Annotated in this window: 17 protein-coding genes; 9 read left to right on the top strand and 8 right to left on the bottom strand. The window is 71.3% G+C overall.

Features of this window, described 5'->3' with window-relative positions; translation table 11 throughout:
* Window positions 1-308 precede the first annotated feature (308 nt).
* Genes PYR72_RS36390 through PYR72_RS36380 form a run of 3 tightly spaced genes read left to right on the top strand, consistent with a single transcriptional unit; the run spans window position 309 to window position 2,901 of the window.
* Window positions 309-1,208 carry an ABC transporter substrate-binding protein gene (locus PYR72_RS36390; protein ID WP_275459242.1) on the top strand — a complete coding sequence of 300 codons (900 nt, stop codon included), beginning with the start codon at window positions 309-311 and terminating at the stop codon, window positions 1,206-1,208.
* On the top strand, window positions 1,205-2,122 hold the full coding sequence (locus tag PYR72_RS36385; RefSeq protein WP_275459241.1) for an amino acid ABC transporter permease: 918 nt from the start codon (window positions 1,205-1,207) through the stop codon (window positions 2,120-2,122). The genes PYR72_RS36390 and PYR72_RS36385 overlap by 4 nt, the downstream gene beginning before the upstream one ends.
* Window positions 2,119-2,901 (top strand): amino acid ABC transporter ATP-binding protein, encoded by a 783-nt coding sequence (locus tag PYR72_RS36380; RefSeq protein WP_275459240.1) that lies wholly within the window; start codon window positions 2,119-2,121, stop codon window positions 2,899-2,901. Before PYR72_RS36385 ends, PYR72_RS36380 begins: the two co-directional genes overlap by 4 nt.
* A 53-nt stretch (window positions 2,902-2,954) precedes the next feature.
* On the opposite strand, the gene aroQ is transcribed toward PYR72_RS36380, so the two are convergent.
* Window positions 2,955-3,428 (bottom strand): type II 3-dehydroquinate dehydratase, encoded by a 474-nt coding sequence (aroQ, locus tag PYR72_RS36375; RefSeq protein WP_275459239.1) that lies wholly within the window; start codon window positions 3,426-3,428, stop codon window positions 2,955-2,957.
* A gap of 103 nt (window positions 3,429-3,531) precedes the next feature.
* Here aroQ and PYR72_RS36370 point away from each other — a divergent pair, with 103 nt between their 5' ends.
* Window positions 3,532-4,578 carry a S66 peptidase family protein gene (locus tag PYR72_RS36370; protein ID WP_275459238.1) on the top strand — a complete coding sequence of 349 codons (1,047 nt, stop codon included), beginning with the start codon at window positions 3,532-3,534 and terminating at the stop codon, window positions 4,576-4,578.
* Between the two features lie 123 nt (window positions 4,579-4,701).
* Window positions 4,702-5,979: an MFS transporter gene (locus tag PYR72_RS36365; RefSeq protein WP_275460616.1), complete on the top strand. Its 1,278-nt coding sequence runs from the start codon at window positions 4,702-4,704 to the stop codon at window positions 5,977-5,979.
* Window positions 5,980-6,031: 52 nt separating this feature from the next.
* Here PYR72_RS36365 and PYR72_RS36360 read toward each other — a convergent pair whose 3' ends face one another.
* The 6 genes from PYR72_RS36360 to PYR72_RS36335 form a co-directional block, all read right to left on the bottom strand.
* Window positions 6,032-7,132 (bottom strand): ionic transporter y4hA, encoded by a 1,101-nt coding sequence (locus PYR72_RS36360; protein ID WP_275459237.1) that lies wholly within the window; start codon window positions 7,130-7,132, stop codon window positions 6,032-6,034.
* 110 nt (window positions 7,133-7,242) lie between these two features.
* Complete coding sequence (locus PYR72_RS36355; RefSeq protein WP_275459236.1) at window positions 7,243-8,244, bottom strand: TerC family protein; 1,002 nt, start codon at window positions 8,242-8,244, stop codon at window positions 7,243-7,245.
* Between the two features lie 280 nt (window positions 8,245-8,524).
* Entirely contained in the window at window positions 8,525-10,576 is a 2,052-nt protein-coding gene (locus tag PYR72_RS36350) for a TerD family protein (RefSeq protein ID WP_275459235.1), read from the bottom strand.
* Between the two features lie 47 nt (window positions 10,577-10,623).
* Window positions 10,624-11,202, bottom strand: coding sequence for a TerD family protein (locus tag PYR72_RS36345; RefSeq protein ID WP_059079284.1), 579 nt, complete (start codon window positions 11,200-11,202; stop codon window positions 10,624-10,626).
* A gap of 172 nt (window positions 11,203-11,374) precedes the next feature.
* Window positions 11,375-13,504, bottom strand: a complete 2,130-nt coding sequence (gene uvrB / locus PYR72_RS36340) for an excinuclease ABC subunit UvrB (RefSeq protein WP_275459234.1) — start codon at window positions 13,502-13,504, stop codon at window positions 11,375-11,377.
* Between the two features lie 39 nt (window positions 13,505-13,543).
* Window positions 13,544-14,410 carry an MHYT domain-containing protein gene (locus tag PYR72_RS36335; protein WP_275459233.1) on the bottom strand — a complete coding sequence of 289 codons (867 nt, stop codon included), beginning with the start codon at window positions 14,408-14,410 and terminating at the stop codon, window positions 13,544-13,546.
* A 280-nt stretch (window positions 14,411-14,690) separates the two neighbouring features.
* Between PYR72_RS36335 and PYR72_RS36330 the strand changes: the two genes are divergently transcribed.
* Together PYR72_RS36330 and PYR72_RS36325 are read left to right on the top strand one after the other, a co-directional pair.
* Window positions 14,691-15,563 (top strand): glycerophosphodiester phosphodiesterase family protein, encoded by an 873-nt coding sequence (locus PYR72_RS36330; protein ID WP_275459232.1) that lies wholly within the window; start codon window positions 14,691-14,693, stop codon window positions 15,561-15,563.
* An 83-nt stretch (window positions 15,564-15,646) separates the two neighbouring features.
* Complete coding sequence (locus PYR72_RS36325; protein WP_275459231.1) at window positions 15,647-16,201, top strand: methylated-DNA--[protein]-cysteine S-methyltransferase; 555 nt, start codon at window positions 15,647-15,649, stop codon at window positions 16,199-16,201.
* A gap of 139 nt (window positions 16,202-16,340) precedes the next feature.
* Here the strand turns inward: PYR72_RS36325 and PYR72_RS36320 are convergent, their stop codons facing one another.
* A complete protein-coding gene (locus PYR72_RS36320; protein WP_275459230.1) occupies window positions 16,341-16,775 on the bottom strand; it encodes a VOC family protein in 435 nt (144 codons plus the stop codon).
* 99 nt (window positions 16,776-16,874) lie between these two features.
* On the opposite strand from PYR72_RS36320, the gene PYR72_RS36315 reads away from it, so the two are divergent.
* Both PYR72_RS36315 and PYR72_RS36310 read left to right on the top strand, forming a co-directional pair.
* On the top strand, window positions 16,875-17,780 hold the full coding sequence (locus tag PYR72_RS36315) for a pseudouridine-5'-phosphate glycosidase (RefSeq protein ID WP_275459229.1): 906 nt from the start codon (window positions 16,875-16,877) through the stop codon (window positions 17,778-17,780).
* 1 nt (window position 17,781) lies between these two features.
* Window positions 17,782-18,687 (top strand): sugar kinase, encoded by a 906-nt coding sequence (locus PYR72_RS36310; protein WP_275459228.1) that lies wholly within the window; start codon window positions 17,782-17,784, stop codon window positions 18,685-18,687.
* Window positions 18,688-18,718 lie beyond the last annotated feature (31 nt).

Here is an 18,718-nt window from a genome sequence, read left to right as displayed (position 1 = left end):
GTTGGTGAGGCGACGGACAGAGGGGCGTGCGCCCGACCGCGCGCGCCCCGTGTGAATCGAACACACACGCCGACATCCCGCGCGCGCTCCCGGCGTACGCCGTGGCGTAGTCCACTGGAAGCAGGTCCGCACGGGATGACGGCTCCCGCGCGGATGGGCCGCCGGCCACCCATCCCCGCCCTCGGCCGGCGGCCCCGCCCGGCAGGCGCGGGAGCGGTGTTCACAGAAATGCAACACGCGTTCCCAGAATGCGGACAGTTACCGAGGTGACCTCGACAAACGGGACGTCCCGCTGTCAATCTCACGCCATGTCTCCCGTCCTGCGAGCCTCGCGCACCCCGCGCCGTGCCGCCTCCGCCGCCCTAGCCGCCCTGCTCACCGCCGTCGCGGTGGGCTGCGCCCCGCAGCCGGAGGGGGACGCCTCCGGCTCGGCCTCCGCCTCGGCGTCCGGGACGTCCTGCGCCAAGGGCGAGTTGGACACGAAGACCCCGGGCAAGCTGACCGTCGCCACCGACGAGCCCGCGTACGAGCCCTGGTTCAAGAAGGACGACCCGAAGAACGGTGAGGGCTTCGAGTCGGCCGTCGCCTACGCCGTGGCCGAGCGGCTCGGTTACGCGAAGCAGGACGTGGTCTGGCAGAGCGTGCCCTTCAACAAGGCGTTCGCGCCGGGGGCGAAGACCTTCGACTTCGACATCAACCAGGTCTCGATCAGCGACGAGCGCAGGAAGGCCGTGGACTTCTCCTCGGGCTACTACGACGTGCGCCAGGCCGTCGTCGCGCTGAAGGGCTCCGCGGCCGCGAAGGCCAAGAGCATCGCCGACCTCAGGAAGCTGCATCTGGGCGCCCAGGTCGGCACCACCAGCCTCGACTACATCGACGACGTGGTGAAGCCGTCCCAGGACGCCGCCGCGTACGCGAAGAACGACCAGGCCAAGTCCGCGCTGAAGAACGGCCAGATCGACGCGATCGTGGTCGACCTGCCGACCGCGTTCTACATCACGGGGGCCGAGGTGACGGACGCGAAGGTCGTCGGCCAGTTCGAGAACCAGGGCGGCACCCCCGAGCAGTTCGGGCTCGTCCTCGACAAGGGCAGTGCCCTCACGTCCTGCGTGACCTCCGCCGTGGACGCGCTGCGCAAGGACGGCACGCTCGCGAGGACCGAGCAGCGGTGGCTCTCCGAGGCCGTGGACGCCCCGGTGCTCAAGTGACGGTCGCCGAGAAGGAGTCCGGGCAGGAGGACGCGGGCGGCGACGGCGACATGCCCGGCGGGGACGACGGCTACGTCCCCTCACGGCGGCGCCTGGACCGGGAGCGCTACCGGCGCGACCGGGCCCGCCGCGCCACCGGGATCGCCGCCCTGTCGACCCTGGCCACGGCCGTCGTCCTGTATCTGGTCGTCGTCAACGCCCCCGGCTGGCCGCGCACCAGGGAGACGTTCTTCAGCGCCGAGTACGCGCGCGAGGCGCTCCCGAAGGTGCTCGAAGGGCTGTGGCTCAACGTCCGGCTGCTGCTGGTCTGCGGTGTCGCCGTGCTGGTCCTCGGCATGCTGATCGCCGTCGCCCGCACCCTGCGCGGCCCGGTGTTCTTCCCCGTACGGGTGCTCGCCGCCGCGTACACCGACTTCTTCCGCGGTCTGCCGCTGATCATCAACCTGATGATCGTGGTGCTGGGCGTCCCGGCGCTCCGGCTCCAGGGGGTGACCGTGGACCCGGTGCTGCTCGGCGGCACGGCGCTGACGCTCACGTACTCGGCGTACGTGGCCGAGGTGTTCCGGGCCGGCATCGAGTCGGTGCACCCCTCGCAGCGCGCGGCGGCCCGGTCGCTGGGCCTCACGAACCGGCAGGCGCTGCGGCACGTGGTGCTCCCCCAGGCGGTACGCCGCCAGGTGCCGCCCCTGCTCAACGACCTCGTGTCGCTGCAGAAGGACACCGGACTGGTCTCGATCGGCGGCGCGATCGACGCCGTACGGGCCGCCGACATCATCGTCGGACGCAGCCTCAACTACACGCCCTACATCGTCGCGGGACTGGTCTTCGTCGCCCTGACCATCCCCATGACCCGCTTCACCGACTGGGTCACGGCCCGGATGGACCGGCAGCGGGCGCAGGGAGGAACGACATGAGCGACACCCCGGAGACCCGGGACGCGCGCGCGGTCTCCCCCGTGCTGCGGATGGAGGCCGTGCGCAAGACGTTCGGCGGCTCGGTCGTGCTGCGGGACGTCGACCTGGAGGTCGCCCCGCACACCGTCACCGCGCTGATCGGCGCGTCCGGGTCCGGCAAGTCGACGCTGCTGCGCTGCGCCAACCTGCTGGAGGACATCGACGACGGGGCGATCTGGCTGGACGGCGAGGAGATCACCGATCCGCGCGTCGACCAGGACGCGGTACGCCGCCGCATCGGTGTGGTGTTCCAGTCGTACAACCTGTTCCCGCACATGACGGTGCTGGACAACATCACCCTCGCTCCGCGGCGGGTGCACGGAGTGGGCCGGGCGGAGGCCGAGGAACGCGCCCACGGCCTCCTGGAGCGGCTGGGGCTGGCCGGCAAGGCGGGCGCGTACCCCGACCGGCTCAGCGGCGGCCAGCAGCAGCGGGTGGCGATCGTGCGCGCCCTGGCCGTACGCCCCCGGCTGCTGCTGCTCGACGAGATCACCGCGGCGCTCGACCCGGAGCTGGTGGGCGAGGTCCTGAACGTCGTCCGTGACCTGAAGGCCGACGGCATGACGATGGTGCTCGCGACCCACGAGATGGGCTTCGCCCGCGACGTCGCCGACCAGGTCTGTTTCCTGGACGGAGGCGTGGTGCTGGAACGCGGCACCGCGGAGCGGGTCTTCGGCGACCCGCGCGAGGAACGCACGCGGCGGTTCCTGCGCCGGATCGTGGAGGCGGGCCGCCTGTAAGGAGCGCCCACCTGGCGATGGGGCATTACAGCCGGCCTCGGGCACCGCAGGACTCAGGCGTCCGCCCGGCCCGCCCCGGCGAGCGCGGCGACCCGCTCCACACCGAACACATAGCCCTGCACCCCGCACCCGGCGATCACCCCGTCGGCGCGCAGCGAGACGTAGGAGTGGTGCCGGAACGCCTCCCGCCGGTGGATGTTGGAGATGTGCACCTCCAGCACGGGCAGACCGTCACAGGTGTTGAGCGCGTCGAGGATCGCCACGGACGTGTGCGAGTAGGCGCCGGGGTTGATGACGATCCCGCTGTGGTGCAGCCGTGCCTCGTGGATCCAGTCGACCAGTTCGCCCTCGTGGTTGGACTGCCGGAAGTCCACCGTGCCGCCGTGCGCGGCGGCCGCCTCGGCGCACATCGCCTCGACGTCGGCGAGCGTGTCGGAGCCGTAGATCTCGGGCTGCCGCTGTCCCAGCAGGTTCAGGTTGGGGCCGTTGAGAATCATGATCGGGGCGTGGGCCAGGCTGCGGGGCACGGTTCCTCCGGTCCGTTCGGGGTGCGCGGCCCGTCGCAGACCGCTGCTCGACCCCGGTTTATCACGGTGAAACGGCACGGCAGGAGGCCGTACCCTCCCTCGCATGACCCTGCCCTCGTACCCGCCGAAGCCCGCTCCCGGTGATCGTGTCGCCGTCCTGTCGCCCGGCGCCGGCCTGCCCGGACTCTTCCCGCGCCCCTTCGAACTGGGGCTGCGGCGGCTGCGCGAGGAGTACGGACTCGAACCGGTCGAGTACCCGACGACCCGGAAGATGGGCGCCACCCCGCGGCAGCGGGCCGACGACATCCACGCCGCCTTCGCCGACCCGGACGTCAAGGCGGTGCTGACGTCGATCGGCGGTGACGACCAGATCACCGTGCTGCCGCTGCTGGACCGGGAGTTGCTGCGGGCCCACCCCAAGCCGTTCTTCGGGCTGAGCGACAACACCAACCTGCTGGCGTATCTGTACGCCACCGGGATCGTCGGCTACCACGGCGGCACCGTCATGACCGCGCTCGGCAGGTCCGTCGCCATGGACCCGCTGACCGCTCACTCCCTGCGCGCCGCGCTGTTCACCTCCGGCCCCTACGACCTGCGGCCGGCCGACCGCTTCACCGACGTCGACCGGGACTGGGCCGACCCTGCGACTTTCGACGCGGAGCCGGAGACCGTCCCCGGCACCGGATGGACCTGGGTGAACGCCGACCGTGTGGTGGAGGGCCGGAGCTGGGGCGGCTGTCTGGAGATCCTGGCGTGGCTGCTGATGGCCGACCGCGAGATACCGCGCGACCTCTCCGTGTTCGACGGCGGTGTGCTGTTCCTGGAGACCTCGGAGGAGCTGCCGAGCGGCGAGGAGGTCTTCCGCACCCTGCGCAACATGGGCGAACGCGGCCTGCTCCACCGGTTCTCCGCCCTGCTGATGGGACGCCCCAAGGCATGGTCGCTGGAGCGGCCCACCACCCCGGAGGAAGCGGCCCGTTACACGGCCGGCCAGCGGGAGGCCGTCCTGCGCGCCATGCGGACCTACGCCCCCGACACCACGATCGTCTTCGACGTGGATCTCGGACACACCGATCCGCAGGTCGTCATCCCCTACGGCGGCGTGATCCGGGTGGACGGTCCCGCCCGGCGCATCACCGTGACCTACTGAGGCCGCCGGCACCTCCTGACGCACAGTGAGCTCGTACGAGCCTCCGCACGCCCCCCGTAACCGCCCGTCACCGTGGGTAGTTGACGCGGTATGCACCCCGCACGCACCGTGAGCCCACCGTCCATGCTGCGCCTCGCGTCCGCCTCGCTCGCCGGGACGGCCATCGAGTTCTACGACTTCTTCGTGTACGGGACGGCGGCGGCGCTCGTCCTCGGGCCGCTGTTCTTCCCCACGTTCTCGCCCCTGGCCGGGACCCTCGCGGCCTTCGCCACCTTCGGGGTCGGGTTCGTGGCACGGCCGCTGGGCTCGGTGCTGTTCGGGCACATCGGGGACCGGCACGGGCGGCGCCCGGTGCTCGTCGCCTCGCTGCTGCTGACCGGGGGCGCGACCGTGGCGGTCGGCTGTCTGCCCACGTTCGGCTCCATCGGCGTGACGGCTCCCCTTCTGCTGCTCGTGCTGCGCTTCCTGCAGGGGCTGGGGCTGGGCGGCGAGTGGGGCGGGGCGGTGCTGCTGACGGCGGAGCACGCACCGGCCGAGCGGCGCGGGCTCTGGTCGAGCTTCCCGCAGGTCGGGCCCGCGGTGGGGTTCCTGCTGGCCAACGGAGTGATGCTGGGGCTGTCGGCGACCCTGACGGAGAGCGAGTTCGCCGCCTGGGGCTGGCGGGTGCCGTTCTGGGCGGCGGGCGTCCTGGCCGTGGCGGGGCTGTGGCTGCGGTCCTCGCTCACGGAGAGCCCGCAGTTCCTGCGGATCGAGGAGCCCGCGCGCGTGCCGTTCGCCGAGGTCGTACGCGGTCACTGGCGGCTCGTCCTGCTGACGGCCGGGGCGCTCGCGATCGGGTACGCGGTGTTCTACACGGTGACGACCTGGTCCCTCGCGTACGGCACCGAGCGGCTCGGCGTCAGCCGGACGGTCATGCTGACCTGCGTCATGGCGGCCGTGGTCGTGAAGGGTGCCCTGACGCCGGTGGCGGCGGTGCTGGGCGACCGGTACGGGCGGCGCCCGATGTGTCTGATCGGCTGCGGTGTCACCGTACTGTGGATGTTCCCGATGGTCGCGCTGCTGTCCACCGGTGAGCCGGTGCTGATCTTCTGCGGTTTCCTGGTGGCGATGCTCGCGTTCGTCACGATGTTCGCCGTCGTCGCCGCGTATCTGCCGGAGCTGTACGAGCCCCGGGTGCGCTGCACGGGCGCCGCCGTCGGCTACAACCTCGGCGGGGTGCTGGGCGGCGCCCTGACCCCGATCGTGGCCACCGCCGTGGCCCAGGACGGGCGAGTGCCCTGGGGGGTGGGCGCGTATCTGACCGGGATCGCGGTGCTGAGCCTGGGCTGCTTCGCGCTGCTCCCGGAGACCCGGCCGGTTCCGACGGCGGCGACGGCGCAGGCGGAGGCCGCTGCGGTGTGAGCGCGGCGGGTTCATGGACCCCGGTGGACCCCGAAGACCGCGGGCCCCGGGTCTACGGGTTCACCGCCAGCTCCAGGTACGCCGCGAACAGCACCAGGTGGACGCCTCCCTGCAGGGGTGTGGCGCGGCCGGGGACGACGGTCAGTGAGGCGACCACGACGGTGAGGGCGAGCAGCACCATGTGGGTGGAGCCGAGGCCGAGGACGAGCGGGCCGGAGAGCCAGACGGAGGCCAGGGCGACGGCCGGGATGGTCAGGCCGATGCTGGCCATGGCGGAGCCGAGGGCGAGGTTGAGGCTGGTCTGGACGCGGTCGCGGCGGGCCGCGCGCAGAGCGGCGATGGTCTCGGGCAGCAGCACGAGCAGCGCGATGACCACACCCACGACGGCGTGCGGCATGCCCGCGGCGTCCACGCCGGACTCGATGGTGGGCGAGACGCCCTTGGCCAGGCCGACCACGCCGACGAGGGCGAGACCGAGCATGCCGAGGCTGATCTTCGCGGTGCGGGCCGAGGGTGCCTCGGCGTGGTCGTCCTCGGCGATCACCTCGCCCATGCGGGTGATGGGCAGGAAGTAGTCCCGGTGCCGCACGGTCTGGGTCGCGACGAACAGCCCGTACAGGGCCAGTGAGGACAGTGCGGCGAAGGTCAGTTGCGCGGTGGAGAACTCCGGGCCCGGCTTGCTGGTGGTGAAGGTGGGGAGCACCAGGCTGAGTGTGGCCAGCGTCGCGACCGTGGCGAGGGCGGCGCCGGTGCCCTCGGGGTTGAAGACCGCGAGTCCGTGGCGCAGTGAGGCGACCAGCAGACAGATGCCGACGATGCCGTTGCAGGTGATCATCACGGCGGCGAAGACGGTGTCGCGGGCGAGGGTCGCGCTCTTGTCACCGCCGTCGATCATCAGGGTGACGATCAGGGCGACCTCGATGATCGTGACGGCGACGGCGAGGACGAGGGAGCCGAACGGTTCACCGACGCGGTGGGCGACGACCTCGGCGTGGTGGACGGCGGCCAGTACGGCTCCCGCGAGCACCAGTGTCACCAGCGCGACGGCCCCGGGGGGAAGGTCACGTCCCCAGGTGAGAGTGAGCAGGACGACCGCGGCCACCGGGACGACATCGGTCCATCGTGTCGTGAGCGACCGGAGCCGAGCGAGCATACGGTGATCCTTTCAGACGTGATGGGGCCCCGCACTCCGGTGGACGCCTGGGAACTGCGTCTCCGTCGTGCGGGGCCCCATCAGAGAGTGCTGTGCGGTACGGGCCTGTGTCAGGCCTCGACGCTGTCCTTCTCGGTGCCTTCGGCCTTCTCCGACGCAGCCTCGGCCTCCGCCTGCTTCTTGGAGGCGATCAGGCTGGTGATCGTGGTGACCACCAGGACCGCGCAGATCACGCCGAGCGACACGGGGATGGAGATCTCCGGCACGTGTACCCCGGACTCGTGCAGGGCATGCAGCACCAGCTTCACCCCGATGAAGCCGAGGATGACCGACAGGCCGTAGGACAGGTGGACCAGCTTCTTCAGCAGTCCGCCGATCAGGAAGTACAGCTGCCGCAGGCCCATCAGCGCGAACGCGTTGGCCGTGAACACGATGTACGGGTCCTGGGTGAGGCCGAAGATCGCCGGGATGGAGTCCAGGGCGAAGAGGATGTCGGTGGTGCCGATGGCGAGCATCACGACCAGCATCGGCGTCATGACGCGCTTGCCGTTCTGCTCGATCCACAGCTTGGTGCCGTGGTACCGGTCGGCGACACCGAAGCGCTTCTCGGCGGCCTTGAGGAGCTTGTTCTCCTCGTACTCCTCCTCCGACTCGTCGGCCCTGGCCTCCTGGATGAGCTTCCAGGCGGTGTAGATCAGGAACGCGCCGAAGATGTAGAACACCCAGGCGAAGCTGGCGAGGATCGCCGCGCCCGCGGCGATGAAGATCGCGCGGAGCACCAGAGCTATCAGCACACCGACCAGCAGCACCCGCTGCTGGTACTGCGACGGCACCGAGAACTTCGCCATGATCAGGACGAAGACGAAGAGGTTGTCGACACTCAGCGACTTCTCGGTGATGTAGCCCGCGAAGAACTCTCCGGCCGGCTGGCCGCCGGAGAAGACGAGCAGCCCGAGTCCGAAGAGGGCGGCCAGGACGATCCAGACGATCGTCCAGATGCCGGCTTCCTTGACGGACACGTCATGGGGCTTGCGGCCGATGAAGAAGTCGACCGCGATGAGGGCGGCAAGGCCCACAACTGTGAGGACCCAAAGGGTCGTCGAGACATCCACTGCGCCTCCGGCAGTACGTAACGGCAAATAGCAGCGTCATCGCTACCGGAGGTCTCTTCCACCCGGTCCTCCAGGGCGTTCCTCAACGCCTGGTGCCGCCGGGCCGACGCCCCGGGATCAGGATTGATCCGTATTGACGGGTACGCCGCAGCATGTAGGGAGTACTCCCCTCCGCACCAGAAGAGTACCCCCATCACCAAGAAAAGGTAAAGGGCCAGGCAAAGGAAGAATCAAAACCGCAGGTCATCGGGCTTTGCAAGGGCTTGGTACAGAGCGGTCCTCACCGGTTCCAGGAGCGGCGGGCGTCCGCGACGCGGGCGAGGACGTCCCTCATGACCCGGCTGCCGGGCGGGATGTTCGACGGCTCGTAGGTCCAGGCGTGCCCGACCCAGGGGTCGGCGAGGTGGTCGTCGGGGGTGGGTGTCAGTCGCATCAGCGAACGCCACAGCGGGTCGAGCAACGGCCCGTAGGCGGCGGCTTCCTGCCGGTCGGCGACCATCATCAGGTGGACGCCGAAGGCCGGACCCTCGTCGGCGAGATAGCGGAGCTGGGTGACGGCGCGGTCGTCGAAACCGTGCGGGAAGTCGTTGACGATCAGCAGCTGCTCGGCCGTGTCGAAGCCGGGGGGCAGGGCGTCGGGCGCGCCGCCGCGCACCGCCATCTGCACGAGGTCGACGCGCTGGGTGAGCCGTCCCAGCAGGTCGGAGACGCCCGCGGCTCCGGCGGCGGGCGGTCCGGCGAGCACACCGGCGCCCACCAGCGGGGCCAGCGCGGACACGCCGGCCCCGGCCGCGTCCACGACGTGCACGGTGAACTCGCCGGGCGGGTAGACCGCGAGCAGACGCGCGGCGAGCGCCACGGCGGTGTCCAGCGCCCGGCGGCGCAGTTCGTCGGAGTCGGCGAGCGAGTCGCGGGAGCCGGAGCGGCCGCTGTCGACCCACAGGCCGCGTTCCAGCGGCAGCCGGACCAGCATCGGTATGCGTACGTCCTCGCTCTCCGGGAGGCGCAGGTCGCCCAGGCGCAGCGCCATCGGGATCTCCATCGGCACCCGGTAGCCGTGCCAGACCGGGTTGTCCCAGCTCGCGAAGGCGGGCGGCAGCGCGGGTTCGACGACGTCGGCCTCGGCCCGCAGCTGGGCGAGGTCGCGGTCGAGGGCCTCCCTGGCCCGGTCGACGAGCTGGGCGTGCTTGGCGCGGGCGGCCTCGCGCACCGCGTCGCCCTGGCCGCCGATCCTGCTGCGCGGGTCGGACAGGGCCTTGTCCAGCTCCTGTTCCATGCGTGACTCGGCGAAGTCGACGGCGCTGCGGTAGGCGGCGGTGGTGCGGGCGAGGTCCTCGAACATGCCCCACACCTGGTTGTAGAGGCGCTCCTCCATGGACCAGCCGGTCGCGTCACCGGCGACGGGCGGCGCGGGCTGTCCCGGCGCGGCCGGTGGCGCGGTCGGCGGCGGAGGCGGTGGCGCGGTGGTCTGGCGGCCGGGGTGGCTGTAGTTGACGGGGCCGCCGGTGCCGGTCGCGGCGGGCTGGGTCCCGGCGGACGGGTCGGCGGGGGCGGGGCCGCCGAGCTGCGGCGACGCGTGGTCGGGCAGGGTGGCGTCGGGCGAGGAGCCGTACGGGGGCGTGGCGCCGTACGGGTGTCCCTGCTGCGGCGGGGTGGTCCCGGGCAGGCCCTGGGGTGCCGGACCCCCGTGGGTCTGGTCGGGGCCCTGCGCGGGGGCGGCCGTCCGGCGGGGGCGGTCCGGCTCCGCGAGGCGGGGCGGGGGCGCGGCCACGGATCGGGCGAGGCCCTGGAGCACGGCCTCGTGGATGACGTCGGCGAGCTGCCGGGCCTGCGGCAGGCCCTGGTCGGCGAGCAGTTCGGCGAGGCCGCCCGCGTACCCCTGGCCGACCGCGCGGACCTTCCACGCACCCTGTCTGCGGTACAGCTCCAGGGCGATGACGGCGGACTCCGACTCCAGGTCGGTGAGGGTGTAGCTGACGACCTCCGTGCCGTCGAGGCCGGTGACGGCGACGAAGGGGGCGGCGACGGCGCCGAACCGCGCCGGGCCGCCGCTGCCGGACGGCAGGGCGAGCAGCACCGTCGCCCGGTGCACGGACGGCGTCAGGGCGTCGAGATCCACGGCGAGGCGGTGGTCGGCCGCCGCCTGTCTCGGCACCTCGACGCCCGGCAGGGTGGGCGCGCCCGGGTGGGCGACCCATTCCACGCCCTGCACCCGGCCGCCCTCGTCGCCGAGGGTGACCCCGGCCACGATCGGCGTGCCGGCCGAGACGCGGATCTCCAGTCGGGCCTCGGGCAGCGGATGGTTCTGCCCCCGGACCAGCTCGGCCGTCATCGACTTCGTCCCCCTGTGTCGCTCACCGCGTGCCGCGTCGATCTCGCCTAGAGAACCGGCAGGATCGCCGGCATCAGGTCCTGGAAGGTGCGCCCGTTGGCGGGTGTGCCGATGGCGGTCATCTGCCATCCCGCGCCCGCGCGGTGCACCTTGGCCATGATCTGGGCCGTGTACTGGCCGCCGCCCGCGAGGGTGTAGCGCGCGAGCTCCTGGCCGTTGGTCTCGTCGACCAGACGGCAGAACGCGTTCTGCACCTCCTGGAAGGTCTGGCCCGTGAAGGAGTTCACGGTGAAGACGATCTGGTCGATGTGGACGGGCACCCGGGCCAGGTCGACGAGGATCGCCTCGTCGTCGCCGCCCTGTCCCGCGCCGCCGACGAGGTTGTCGCCGGTGTGGCGGACGGAGCCGTCGTCGCTCACCAGGTGGCGGAAGAAGACGACGTCGACGGGCTGCTTGTCCGCGAACAGCACGGCGGAGGCGTCGAGGTCGATCTCACGGGTGCGGGATCCGAACAGGCCGCGCCTGGGGGCAGCCTGCCAGCCGAGACCCATGCGTACCGCGGTCAGGCTGCCTCCGTCGTTCTTCTGCAGACTGATGGCCTGACCCTTGGTCATGTTGACGGTCACGCGCTGTTTCCCCTCTCGAACTGTCCCCTGTTTCCGCGGAGTCCGCGGATGTGCAGCACCTTACGCAGCGGCACCGGCGTTGCCGCAGCCTGTGTGGCACTTTGTGTCGGTCTTGCAACACATCGCGTCCGTGCCGGGGGTGTGCCCCGCGCCCCGGCGTCCGGCCCGGCCGTCAGGCCTGCCCCGCCTCCCTCATCTGCCGCAGTTCCTTCTTCATCTCCGAGACCTCGTCCCGCAGCCGGGCGGCGATCTCGAACTGCAGGTCGGCGGCGGCCGCGCGCATGCGCTGCGTCATCTCCTCGATCTGCTGGGCCAGCTCGGCGGCGGGGCGGTCGGTGGGGGCGGCTTCCTTCGTCGCGCCCCTGGCGGCCCCGGCCGCCCTGCCCTTGAGGGCGGGGACGGGGGCCTTGGCGGCCTTGCCGTCCTTCTGCTGCCGGTAGCCCGTGCCGAGGAGCTGCTCGGTGTCGACGTCCTCGCGGGCGATCCGCGCGACGATGTCGTTGATCTTCTTGCGCAGCGGCTGGGGGTCGATGCCGTTCGCCTTGTTGTAGGCGACCTGCTTCTCCCGGCGGCGGTTGGTCTCGTCGATGGCCTTCGCCATCGCCGGGGTGATCTTGTCGGCGTACATGTGGACCTGCCCCGACACGTTGCGCGCCGCGCGGCCGATGGTCTGGATCAGTGAGGTCCCGGAGCGCAGGAAGCCCTCCTTGTCGGCGTCGAGGATCGCCACCAGGGAGACCTCGGGGAGGTCGAGGCCCTCCCGCAGGAGGTTGATGCCCACCAGGACGTCGTACTCACCGGCCCGCAGCTCGCGCAGCAGTTCGACGCGGCGCAGGGTGTCGACGTCGCTGTGGAGATAGCGGACCTGGATGCCCAGTTCCAGGAAGTAGTCCGTGAGGTCCTCGGCCATCTTCTTGGTGAGGGTGGTGACCAGGACCCGCTCGTCCTTCTCGGTGCGCTGCCGGATCTCGTGCACCAGGTCGTCGATCTGGCCCTCGGTGGGCTTGACGACGACCTCGGGGTCGACCAGGCCGGTGGGGCGGATGATCTGCTCGACGTGGCCGTCGGAGCGGGACAGCTCGTACTGTCCGGGGGTCGCCGAGAGGTAGACCGTCTGGCCGACGCGCTCCTGGAACTCCTCCCACTTCAGGGGGCGGTTGTCGAGGGCGGAGGGCAGCCGGAAGCCGTGGTCGACGAGGGTGCGCTTGCGGGAGGCGTCGCCCTCGTACATCGCGCCGATCTGGGGCACGGTCACATGGGACTCGTCGATGACGAGGAGGAAGTCGTCCGGGAAGTAGTCCAGCAGGGTGTTCGGCGGGGAACCGGGCTCGCGGCCGTCGAAGTGCATCGAGTAGTTCTCCACGCCGGAGCAGGAGCCGATCTGGCGGAGCATCTCCAGGTCGTAGGTCGTGCGCATGCGTAGCCGCTGGGCCTCCAGCAGCTTGCCCTGCTTCTCCAGCTCGGCCAGGCGCTCCCCCAGCTCCTTCTCGATGTCGTTGGCGGCGCGCTCCAGGCGCTCGGGGCCGGCGACGTAGTGCGAGGCGGGGAAGACGTACAGCTGCTGGTCGTCGCTGATGATCTCGCCGGTGAGGGGGTGGAGCGTGGAGAGGGCCTCGATCTCGTCGCCGAACATCTCGATGCGGACCGCGAGTTCCTCGTAGACCGGGAAGATCTCGATGGTGTCGCCGCGGACGCGGAAGGTGCCGCGGGTGAACGCCAGGTCGTTGCGGGTGTACTGGATGTCCACGAAACGGCGCAGCAGCTCGTCCCGGTCGAACTCCTCGCCGACCCGCAGGGGGACCATGCGGTCCACGTACTCCTGGGGTGTGCCGAGGCCGTAGATGCAGGAGACCGAGGCGACCACGACGACGTCCCGCCGGGTGAGCAGCGAGTTGGTCGCGGAGTGGCGCAGGCGCTCCACCTCCTCGTTGATCGAGGAGTCCTTCTCGATGTAGGTGTCCGACTGCGGAACGTACGCCTCGGGCTGGTAGTAGTCGTAGTACGAGACGAAGTACTCGACCGCGTTGTTCGGCAGCAGCTCGCGGAACTCGTTGGCCAGCTGGGCGGCCAGGGTCTTGTTCGGCGCCATCACCAGGGTGGGGCGCTGGAGCTTCTCGATCATCCACGCGGTGGTGGCGGACTTGCCCGTACCGGTCGCGCCGAGCAGGACGACGTCCTTCTCACCCGCCCCGATGCGCCGGGCGAGCTCGGCGATGGCGGTGGGCTGGTCACCGCTCGGCTGGTAGGGGCTGACGACCTCGAGGGGCGCCACCGTGCGTTCGATCTTGGAAACGGGCCGCATGAACCCACCGTACGACCCCGCACTGACAACGGGCTCCGATCAGCGGTTCTGCGGGGTCCGGGAACCGCGCTCGCGGTGCTCCCGGGCGAGGCGGGACTCCGGGTGCCGGCAGGTGTGCGCGGTGGCCTGGGCCGGAATGCCGGGCCGCCGCTCGACCGGAACCGTGTGGAACCTTCCCATGATCATGAACGGGTCGAACATCACGACGACGCCGGCCAGCAGCAGGAAGACCAGCGGGCCGATGATCAGCGGGGCAAGCAGACCGGCGGACGAGGCGCCGTCGGCGGGGGCGGTGGTGGTGCCGTGCACCTGGACGTCGAGGGCGGCCATGCCCGTGTAGTGCATGCCGCTGACGGCGATCCCCATCACGAGGCCCGCGCCGACGCTCCACAGGAAGCCGCGGACCTGCCCGGCGGCCCACAGGGCGGCGATGGCGGCCACCACGGCGATCACGACGGACGCGGCCACGGTGACCGTGTCGTATTCCAGCGTCCCGTGCAGGCGCAGTCCGGCCATGCCCAGGTAGTGCATGGAGGCGATGCCCAGTCCGGTGATGGTGCCGCCGGTGAAGAGCGCGGCCCCGGTCGCCCCCTTGGAGGTGACCATGAAGATGCCGATACCGACCATGACGATCGCCACGGCGAGACTCGCGAAGGTCATCAGGGGGTCGTAGCCCACCGGGGTCTGCAGGACCTTGAACCCCATCATCGCCACGAAGTGCATCGTCCAGATCCCGGAGCCGATGGCCGCCGAGCCCAGGGCGAGCCAGCCGATCCGCCGGCCTCCGTCCACGAGCATCGATCTGGTGGTGCAGCGCAGACCGAGCGAGCCACCGAGGCAGGCCATGAGATAGGCCACCACCGGTGTGACGAGTCCGTAGCTGAAGCCGTCGACCGTGCCCTGCATTCGCGGCTGCCTTTCCCGCCCTGTCGCGTCCCTGTCGGTTTCCCTGTCGTGCCCCGCCCCGGGACCGCCACGACGGTCAGGGTGTCGCAGAGAGTATGACCCCCACCGGAATGGTCGAACGATTTTCCGGCAAAGAAACACGTCCTTGCCCCACTTGTGCGGTGCCCGTGAGCGGACTTGGGCAACTCCATTCAATTCGTGGTCATCCTGCGCCCCTCTCCCGTTGACCCTCTGCTGTCACTCTTGAGCTGACCGTGATCGTTCGACGCGAGGAGTACGCATGCACGTGCGCGCAGTTGCCGCCGCGACCACAGCGTTCTTGGGGGCCACCGTCCTCCTGCTCCCCTCTTCCGCCGCCCATGCGGCCGCCGATGCCGAGAATCCGCTGGTCGTCGTCGCCCACCGCGGAGCATCCGCCTACGCGCCCGAGAACACCCTGGCCGCCGTCGACAAGGCCGACGAGATGGGCTTCGAGTGGGTCGAGAACGACGTCCAGCGGACGAAGGACGGCAGACTCGTCGTCCTCCACGACGCGACGCTGACGCGGACGACCAACGTCGAGGAGCTCTACCCCGAGCGCGCGCCCTGGAACGTGGCGGACTTCACCGCCGCGGAGATCGCCCGTCTGGACGCGGGCAGCTGGTTCGGCAGCGACTACGCGGGCGCGCGCGTGCCGACGCTGGAGCAGTACATGAGGCGCGTGACGCGCAACCACCAGAAGCTCGTCCTGGAGATCAAGAACCCGCAGCTGTATCCGGGCATCGAGCAGCAGACCCTGAAGGTCCTCGGCAACGAGGGCTGGCTCGGCCCGGAGCAGCTGGAGCGACTGGTGATCCAGAGCTTCGGCGCCGACACCGTCCGGCGGGTGCACGAGCTGCGCCCGGCGGTGAAGACCGGCCTCCTCGGCACCCCGGACATCGCCGACCTGCCCGAGTACGCGACCTTCAGCGACCAGATCAACTCGTCGTACACGACGATCTCCGAGTCGTACGTCGCCACGCTCCACGCGCTCCAGGGCCCGCACGGCAAACCGCTGGAGATCCTCACGTGGACCGTGAACGACGCGACCAACGCCCGCCGGGTGGCGGGCTACGGGGTGAACGGCATCATCACCAACAAACCCGACGTGGTCAGAGACGCCACACAGGGCTGAGGGAGTCCGACGGCGAGGGCGTGCGCACCCGGACCGGAACGCACGCCAGCGCCGTTGTCGGTGACGCCCCGTACGGTGGTCGCATGAACAGCCATGCGCAGGACGAGCAGCGGGTCGTGTGGGCCGTCATCGGCACGGACATCGGGCCGCTGCTGCTCGCCGCGACGGACGAGGGCCTCGTGCACGTCGCGTTCCACGCCACGGACGCGGTGCGCGGGCGCACCCTCGACCGGCTCGCCTCCCGCCTGGGCACCATCCCCGTGGAGGCACCCGGCGCTCCGGTTCTGGCCGAGGCGATACGCCAGGTCGAGGCGTACTTCGCGGGCGAACGCCATGACTTCGACCTGCCGCTGGACTGGTCGCTGATCTCGGGTTTCAACCGTCAGGTGCTGCGCGAGCTGGCGTCCGGCGTGCGCTACGGCTCGGTCGTGGGCTACGGCGACCTCGCGCGGCGCGTGGGGCAGCCGGGCGCGGCCCAGGCCGTCGGGATCGCCATGGGATCGAATCCGCTGCCCGTGGTCGTGCCGTGCCACCGGGTGGTCGAGAGCGACGGCGGCATCGGCGGGTTCGGCGGCGGGCTGGAGACCAAACGGAAGCTGCTGGCCCTGGAGGGTGTGCTTCCGGAGCCCCTGTTCTGAGTCCGAGCCGGCGACGGGCGGCTTCGTCCGCCCGCGTGCGGCCCGTGCCGGGGTGCCAGAGGCCGCCGAGGACGGGGACCCCCGGCGCGAATCGGTCATCGGGCGCCGTTCCGGTCACCGCGGAGTGACCGAAAACCGATCATGGTCCGTCGTAGTGTCGGGCCTCCAGGACGTTGCCGTCCGGGTCCCGGAAGTAGAAGCTGCGCCGGGCCGCTCCCCGTGCGCCGAAGGAGTCGTAGGAGAAGGCGGAGACGGGAACCGCCCTTTCCTCCAGACGGGCGCGCAGGTCGTCGAAGGCGTGGCCGGGCAGGGCCAGGCAGACGTGGTTGACCGGGTGGCCCGCGCTGTCGGCGGCGCCGGGCACCATGGTCAGGGTCTCGGCGATGGCGAGCGGCATGAGGTCGAGCAGGGTCTCGTCGTTGAGGCGCACGGAAGGGAAGGGCGCTCGCCCCTCCGCGTACGCGCTCACCCTCACGGGCTCCAGGCCGACGGCCTCCTCGTAGAAGGCGGCCGCGGCGACCGGCTCCCGCACCCAGAGGACCACGTGGTCGAGACGTGTCGTGTTCTCCTTCATGCACCTCAGGCTGGTGTCCTGCACCACAGGGCGCAAGGGTTTGGCCGGGCGCGCCGTCCGCCAGGGATGAGGGAAGAACGACAGACAGGAGGCGAGCGCGTGCTGGTGGTGTCCGAAGAGGTGCGGGAAGCGGTGGACGCGCGTCGACCCGTGGTGGCGCTGGAGTCCACGATCATCGCGCACGGGCTGCCCCGCCCGCGCAATCTGCAGGTGGCACGGGAACTGGAGGAGGTCGTCCGGCAGGAGGGTGCCGTCCCCGCGACGATCGCCGTGCTCGACGGTCGGCCGCACATCGGCCTCGGCAAGGACCAGTTGGAGCGGGTCGCGAACGAGGACGGCATCCGCAAGCTCGGGCACCGGGACCTGCCCCTGGCGGTGGCCTCCGGGGCGAGCGGCGCGACCACCGTGTCGGCGACCGCCCAACTGGCGGCCCTGGCAGGCGTACGGGTGTTCGCGACGGGCGGGCTGGGGGGCGTGCACCGGGAGTGGACGTCGACCCAGGACGAATCCGCCGACCTGGGGCTCCTCGCCCGCACCCGGATCACCGTGGTGTGCGCCGGCGTGAAGTCGATTCTGGACGTCCCGGCCACCCTGCAGCGCCTGGAGACGCTGGGAGTCGCCGTCGCCGGTTACGGCACCGACCGTTTCCCCGGCTTCTACCTCTCCGACTCGGGCCATCCGGTGGAGTGGACGCTCCGTTCCCCGGGCGAGGTCGCGGACGTCATGCGGGCGCAGGACACGCTCAAGGGCCCGGAGTCGGCGCTGATCGTCGCCAACCCCGTACCGGAGGAGGAACAGCTCGACCCCGAGCTGCACGCGCGCGTGCTCGCCGAGGCGCTGCGGGCCTGCGAGGCGGAGGGCGTCACGGGACAGGGTGTCACGCCGTTCCTGCTGAGCTACCTGGTCAGGCACACCGACGGCGCCTCCCTCACCGCCAACCTGGCGGCGGTGCGCGGAAACGTACGGCTCGCGTCACGGATCGCCACGGCCTGGGCCGGGGCGTGACATGAGCGGGGCGCTGCTCGTCGTGGGCGACGTCGTCACGGACGTCGTCGCCCGGCACCGCGGACCGCTCGCCGCGGGCACCGACACGGCCTCCGCGATCCGGACCCTGCCGGGCGGGGCGGGCGCCAACGTGGCCTGCTGGGCGGCCAACTGGGGCTGCGCCGACGCACGGCTGCTGGGGCGTGTGGGCACGGACGGCGCCGAGTGGCACGAGCGGGAGCTGCGGGCCGCAGGGGTCCGCCCGCATCTCGTCGTCGACCCGGACGCGGCCACGGGCACGGTGATCTGCCTGGTGGACACGGGCGACGCGGCCGAACGCACGTTCCTCACCGACAGCGGCGCGGCCCTGCGGTTCGACCTCGACGACTGGTCGCCGTCGCTGCTCGACGGGGTCGCGCGGCTGCATCTGTCGGGCTATCTGTTCTTCTCGGAGCCGAGCCGCGCGCTCGTGTCCGTCGCTCTGCGGTCCGCCCGCGCGCGTGGCGTGCCGGTCAGCGTCGATCCCGCGTCGGCGGGGTTCCTCCGACGGCTGGGCGTGGCCCGTTTCCTCTCGCTCGTCGAGGGGGTCGACCTGTTGCTGCCCAGCCGCGACGAGGCGAGCCTGCTGACCGGACTGCCCGATCCGGCCGACGCGGCGGCCAAGTTGAGCCGTCTCGTTCCCCTGGTCGTGGTCAAGCACGGCGCGGAGGGCGCGCTGATCGCCCGGAACGGAGGCCGTTCCGTGTCACGGATTCCGGCGACTCCCGCGGCGCCCCGCGACACCACCGGCGCCGGCGACGCCTTCACCGGGGCCTTCCTGGCCACGCTGCTCACGGGCGCCGAGGCCGAGGAGGCGGCGACGGAGGGGTGCCGGGCGGGGGCACGGGCGGTGGAGAAGGTGGGAGGGAGGCCGCCGGGGGCGGGCTGAGAGGGCGGGTCATCAGGTGGCGGTGCGGGTT

Source organism: Streptomyces sp. VNUA24, from assembly GCF_029167005.1.
In the GTDB taxonomy this organism is placed as follows: Bacteria; Actinomycetota; Actinomycetes; order Streptomycetales; family Streptomycetaceae; genus Streptomyces; species Streptomyces scabiei.
The sequence above is the reverse complement of the archived record's forward strand: the minus strand, read 5'-3'. Positions and strand labels throughout refer to the sequence as shown.